The organism is Neisseria sp. P0009.S007, assembly GCF_051962515.1.
The window spans coordinates 27,006-30,130 of the sequence record NZ_JBQCVF010000011.1 but is presented as its reverse complement, the minus strand read 5'-3'; the positions used below and the strand labels follow the sequence as shown (position 1 = coordinate 30,130).

General features: G+C 52.2%; 4 protein-coding genes. 2 read left to right on the top strand and 2 right to left on the bottom strand.

Going from position 1 to position 3,125, the window contains the following annotated elements; all coding sequences use genetic code 11:
- The coding region (locus ACTHS3_RS02620) for a glycogen/starch/alpha-glucan phosphorylase (protein ID WP_440367087.1) at positions 1-204 on the top strand (204 nt) is incomplete at its 5' end.
- A 154-nt stretch (positions 205-358) separates the two neighbouring features.
- On the opposite strand, the gene ribBA is transcribed toward ACTHS3_RS02620, so the two are convergent.
- A complete protein-coding gene (gene ribBA / locus ACTHS3_RS02615) occupies positions 359-1,699 on the bottom strand; it encodes a bifunctional 3,4-dihydroxy-2-butanone-4-phosphate synthase/GTP cyclohydrolase II (RefSeq protein ID WP_049335550.1) in 1,341 nt (446 codons plus the stop codon).
- 188 nt (positions 1,700-1,887) lie between these two features.
- Between ribBA and ACTHS3_RS02610 the strand changes: the two genes are divergently transcribed.
- Positions 1,888-2,499 carry a DUF4230 domain-containing protein gene (locus tag ACTHS3_RS02610; protein WP_079453678.1) on the top strand — a complete coding sequence of 204 codons (612 nt, stop codon included), beginning with the start codon at positions 1,888-1,890 and terminating at the stop codon, positions 2,497-2,499.
- Between the two features lie 65 nt (positions 2,500-2,564).
- On the opposite strand, the gene ACTHS3_RS02605 is transcribed toward ACTHS3_RS02610, so the two are convergent.
- The coding region (locus tag ACTHS3_RS02605) for an N-acetylmuramoyl-L-alanine amidase (protein ID WP_440367084.1) at positions 2,565-3,125 on the bottom strand (561 nt) is incomplete at its 5' end.

The window sequence follows — 3,125 nt, the reverse complement described above, 5'->3', positions numbered from 1 at the left end:
CTGATGGCCGATTTCCGCAGCTACATCGACACGCAATACAAAGCGGACGAACACTACCGCAACGTATCCGCATGGCGCAAATCAGCCTTGATCAATATCGCCAACATGGGCTTCTTCTCATCCGACCGCTCCATCGCCGACTACTGCCGCGATATTTGGTACATCAAACCATTGAGCGAAAAAGAATTGCCCGGCAGAAATTAAGCGTTAAGCAGATAACGAAAGCCGATACATCGGAAAGGTGTGTCGGCTTTTTTTATATTCGCTGTTTTTGAATTGGATAATAAACTTAAAAGGCCGTCTGAAAACTTTCAGACGGCCTTTTGTTTCATTTGCTTTGAGCATCAATCAAGCAAGATTATTTTTCAGCTTCTTCAAAGCCGACGACTTCGAGGCCGAAGCCGGTGAGGCCGGTGAAGGATGACGGCTGGCCGAGGACGCGCAGTTTTTTGACGTTGAGGCCGGCGAGGATTTGTGCGCCTATGCCGTAGCTTTTGCTGTCCCATTTGTAGGCTTGGTTGGCGCCTTTGGGCAGGGTGCGGTCGAGCAGGGTGGCGCCGTCTTCGGTACGGTGCAGGAGGATGACTACGCCGCTTTCGGCTTGTTGGATGCGCTCAAGGGCTTTGGGCAGCGACCATGAATGGCGCGGGTTGGCTTGGATGAAGTCCATGACGCTGAAGGGTTCATGGACGCGGACGAGGGTTTCTTCTTCGGCGGAGGGTGTGCCTTTGACAAGGGCGAGGTGGGTTTCGCCGGAGAGTTTGTCGACGTAAACGTGTTGTTGGAACTCGCCCCACGGGGTTTGTACGGGTGCGTTGCCCATGTCTTCGAGCAGGCTTTCGGTACGGCTGCGGTATTCGATGAGGTCGGTAATGGTGCCGATTTTGAGGTTGTGCTCTTCGGCAAACTTCATCAGTTCGGGCATACGTGCCATGGTGCCGTCGTCGTTGATGATTTCGCAGATGACGGCGGCGGGAATCAGACCGTTCATTTGTGCCAGATCGACGCCGGCTTCTGTGTGTCCGGCGCGGACGAGTACGCCGCCTTTTTGGGCGCGGAGAGGGAAGATGTGGCCGGGTTGGACGATGTCTTCAGGTTTGGCGGATGGGGAAACGGCAGTTTGAATGGTCAGGGCGCGGTCGGCGGCGGAAATGCCGGTGGTAATGCCGTGGGCGGCTTCGATGGAGACGGTAAAGTTGGTGCCGTATTGTGCGCCATTTTTTTGGGTCATCATGGGCAGGCCGAGTTTTTCGACCATTTCGCCGTCCATCGGCAGGCAGACCAGGCCACGTGCGTTTTTGATCATGAAGTTGATGGCTTCGGGGGTAACGAATTGGGCGGCCATCAGCAAGTCGCCTTCGTTTTCTCGGTCTTCGGCATCAGTGATGATGACCATTTTGCCGGCTTTGATGTCTGCTAGGATTTCAGGGATGGTGGAGATGTGGGACATGGTATTTCTTTCTTGGCTGATGGTGGGGGCGTGGCGGTCTTGGTGGTCTTGATCCAACCACATGTCAGGCATATTTGCTGCCTGCTCGATTTTTCGGGCTTTTTTCTCGCCGAAAGATTTGTTTTTCAGTAGGGCGGACAGCTCGCCTTGGTTGATAGAAATGGCTTGGGCAAACTTGGTCTGCTGGCCGTTGTGGTGTTGTGTTATCCATTGCCGCAGGTTGTGGCGGCGCAGGTCGGTGGTATTCATGATGAGATGAAATTGAATTGTGTGTAATGGATTGTAGTCTTGTATTTACCAAAAGGCAAACTTTGTTTGTTGAGATTTTTATTACTTTTTGGTAATGAAATTTATTGTTTCAGACGGCCTGGGTATGGCTTGAAATTGACGGTTTTGGGAGAATATGGGGAATGTTTTGATGATTATTTTAATGGGGGATGTTTGAAATGAAAATGCTTGGACGCGGATTGGTCGTGCTGGTGTTGTGTGCGCTGACGGCTGCGGGCGGCTGGTTTTATGCCCTGCATGGTCAGAACGAAGAACATCAGGTTTTGTCCCGTGAGGGGGTTTTGATGCAGATTAAGCAGATGAACCGCTTGGAAAGTACGGCATTTTATATCGATACGATTATCCGTACGGAGAAAAAAGGGGATTGGCGCAGGCTGTGGCAGGATTCACAAAGCGGTATTTTTATTGTGCGCGGTAAGGTGTTGGCTGGTTTGGATTTGGACAAGTTAGGCGCGGACAATGTCAATATTGTGGACGACAAGGTCTTAATCAGCCTGCCGGCGGTGGAAATTTTGAGCGTGGATTTGGAAAATATCGAAGTGTACGATATTCAGACCGGCTCGTTTAATTTGCTGCCTATGGATAAGTCGGTATTTAAGACGGTGCAGGAAGAGGCGAAACGGCAGGTATTGCAAAGCGCATGTAGGGCTGAGATTTTGGAACATGCCAACCGTCAGGCGCAAATGCAGTTGGAAAACCTGTTTGCATTGACGCAGACGAAGGTATCCGTCTATCCGGCTGCGGTAGGGAAGTGCGGTTAAATAGATTGCTTGAAAAGATAAGGCCGTCTGAAAAATTTTCAGACGGCCTTTGTTTCATCAAGCCATTAACCGCGTCGTAAAACGGCGGTATTGATGTATTTTTGAATACCGGTGGCAATGGCTTGGGCGCATTGTTGGCGGAAGGATTCGCTGCCGAGCAGCCGCTCTTCGGTAGGGTTGGAGAGGAAGGCGGTTTCCACCAAAATGGACGGAACGTCCGGCGCGCGGAGGACGGCAAAGTTGGCCTCGTCAACGCGGCCTTTGTGCAGTTGGTTGAGTTTGCCCAATTCGGTCAAGACGGAATGGCCGAGCTTGCGGCTGTCGCGCAGGGTTGCGGTTTGGGTCATGTCCAAAATCGTGTTGTCGACGTTGCGGTTGCCGCTGGATTGTACACCGCCGATGGCGTCGGCGTTGTTTTGGGTTTGGGCAAGGAATTTTGCCGCCGAGCTGGTCGCGCCTTTGGTATTGAGCATATATACGCCGGTACCGCGAGCGGACGGGCTGGTAAAGGCATCGGCGTGGATGGATACGAATACGTCGGCATTGCGCGCACGGCCTTTGGCAACGCGTACGCCCAATGGGATAAAGATGTCTTCGTTGCGCGTCATGAATACGTTGTAACCCAA